Raw genomic sequence first — 2,454 nt, forward strand, 5'->3', positions numbered from 1 at the left:
TCCCGGACAACAACCCGTGAGGGTTGTTTATCCTGGAACGAATAATTGAATACACGGTATCCGTGTAATCCACCAAAAGTTTACCCACCCCTTAGCACTGGTCCCTGGACCGGTGAGCTGGCGGGGTTTGGGTTGGAAGGGTTACGGCGGTCACAGCGCGGGGGAAACGCCCGGTCCCATTCCGAACCCGGAAGCTAAGACCCGCAGCGCCGATGGTACTGCACCTGGGAGGGTGTGGGAGAGTAGGTCACCGCCGGACAATCATTCAAGACCAGGATCCTGGTCCGTGGCAGGCCCCGCACTCTTGTGCGGGGCCTGACGTGTTTAACCCCCACCTTCCGTTCCGCGGGGTTGCAGACCCGGCCCGCGGGGTCAGCGCCTGTTGAGAGTCTGAATCCCTGGGGCGGCCGGCCGGCCCATGGTTGCCGGGGGCCGGGTTGGAGCCGCGGGCCCGGGCTCCGTTCCCTGACCGCCTTGGCCAATCCGGCCATGTCCAGGCGTGCTCCCTGCGATTCGTGACTTCTATGAGTTGAGGCCGGCGTTTACTCGCCCGCCTGGGCAACGGCCCACGGCCGACCGCCGATGTGCAGATATGGCGGCCTCCAGGCAATTTAGGTCGCCTTACCTGCACATCCAGCGACGGTTGGGAGCCGGTGAAGCCGCCATGCCTGCACATCCAACGACGGCTGGGAGCTTTGCAGCGGTCGCACGGGTGACGGCAGTAGCTGGTGACGGCAGTAGCTATTGTCAGGGACGGAAACCCCGCCAAAGACAGAATCCAAGGAGCTCTCTCAACTTCGGTCATACGGCCTGTCAAACTCCGGCCCGCAGACAGGCCAGGGCGGGAAGACGACACCCTTTCCCACTCTTCGTGACACTTGTTATCTCTTGTGGCCACACCAGCCTCAGTAGCCTACAAAGAGTGGGAACGCGTGCCGGAACCCCCAACGAAAACCCCTCCGCTCGAGGCGACGGTTGAAGGCACCCATGCCTCTGCTCCATACCCGCTCCGCACTCGCTCCACGGCGGATTCTTGGCATGCAGATATGGCGGGCGATGGTCGTTTCAGTTCACCAATTGGGTGACTGCAACTGCGCAGCCAGTACAGGCAGGCAGCCAGTGCAGCCGGGCACCGGCCAGCAGTGCGTGAGCCGGCATAAAGGGGGAGGGAGAGCTGGGGCGCCTGGGTTAAGTGGGACTGTTTAGTCAGCTATGGCGAGTCGGCTCAGGAAGGCAGCGGCGCCTTCGCCCGTGAATTCGTCCGGGTGAACAGGGCGGCCTGAGACTGCCAGGAGAAGGGAAAGGCCCGATCCCCGCACGACATCACCGGATCCCGCAGCGTCACCGGAGTCGACCGCCACGAGCCGTGATCCTTCAGCACGCTGTTTACCTCCGCCCATGGCGGCGGGCGTCTTCAGCTGGTAACGCAGCGCTGTGGCAACGTGCTCGATCGGGTACTCACGACTTATACCCAGAGGGCGTCGAATATCTTCGCCATGAACGATTGCTTCGACCAGCCGGGTGGCAGGCGCCGCGGGCGGCGTCTTCGTTTCATCGACCACGCGGCGGAACTCAGCAAGTGTGCCAGCCGGCGTCGCCGCCCGTTCCCGAGCGATCCCCGCCGCGTTATCACGGTCGAAATCAAACCGGGCTGTGACCATGCCACGAAGAAATCTCCACCGTGTGGTTTTCGCTGTGCTCACAAGATGAGCGAGGACATCATGAACGTCCCAGCCAGGACATAAGGAAGGCGTTGCCCACTGCTCTGGCCGAAGTGCTGTGAGGTCGTCGATGAGCGCGCGGCGTTCTTCACGCACGGCAGCCCAGACCACAGGCCACTCTTTGGAAGGCATGCAGCAACTAGAACATGGTTCTCTAACGCTGTGCGAAGGCTCGCCGGAGCCGCAGCCCGCACGGTGCTCCCGCCGGGTAATCGGGGTCGGATAATTCCACATTCGGCACCCGGGGGACACCGCCGTCCCTTGGGAGACAGTGGCGAGTTTCACGGGCATCAAACTGCCCACGCGGGGACTAAGGACAGCGGCGCTTCCGTACTGGCTTAGAATTGAAGATGACCCAAGGTGGTCCCCACGACTTTCGCAGGCCAGATCCTGCACATCACCTACACATACATAGTGACGAGCGACTGCAGTTAATCCGTTGGTCGGCTCACGACGAGAGGAACTCAGCATGTCCGAGCAGAACAACAGAGAAGAACGAGACAGCCAGGGCCGCCCCAAGGCGAACGACCGCAAGCCCCCGCAGCGCAAGTCCTACAATGACCGCCAGTCTTCCGCCAGCCGTCCGGCTCGTGATGGTGAGAGGCGTTCCTTCTCTGGTGATCGTAAGCCGTTCGCTGGTCGGGATGAGCGTAAGTCGTACGGTGATCGTCCGGCTCGTGATGGTGAGCGTAAGCCGTTCAACAGTGACCGTGGCGACCGCAAGCCTTATGCC

Annotated in this window: 1 protein-coding gene, 1 rRNA gene and 1 pseudogene; 2 read left to right on the forward strand and 1 reads right to left on the reverse strand. The window is 62.4% G+C overall.

Going from position 1 to position 2,454, the window contains the following annotated elements; translation table 11 throughout:
* Window positions 1-142 precede the first annotated feature (142 nt).
* Window positions 143-259 (forward strand): 5S ribosomal RNA (gene rrf / locus H9638_RS13860).
* A gap of 943 nt (window positions 260-1,202) precedes the next feature.
* Here the strand turns inward: rrf and H9638_RS13865 are convergent.
* Window positions 1,203-1,853: a maleylpyruvate isomerase family mycothiol-dependent enzyme gene (locus tag H9638_RS13865; RefSeq protein ID WP_191748329.1), complete on the reverse strand. Its 651-nt coding sequence runs from the start codon at window positions 1,851-1,853 to the stop codon at window positions 1,203-1,205.
* A gap of 337 nt (window positions 1,854-2,190) precedes the next feature.
* Here H9638_RS13865 and H9638_RS13870 point away from each other — a divergent pair.
* Window positions 2,191-2,454: pseudogene (locus tag H9638_RS13870) on the forward strand (hypothetical protein); the annotation flags it as partial.

This window comes from Arthrobacter pullicola (assembly GCF_014836875.1).
In the GTDB taxonomy this organism is placed as follows: domain Bacteria; phylum Actinomycetota; class Actinomycetes; order Actinomycetales; family Micrococcaceae; genus Arthrobacter_B; species Arthrobacter_B pullicola.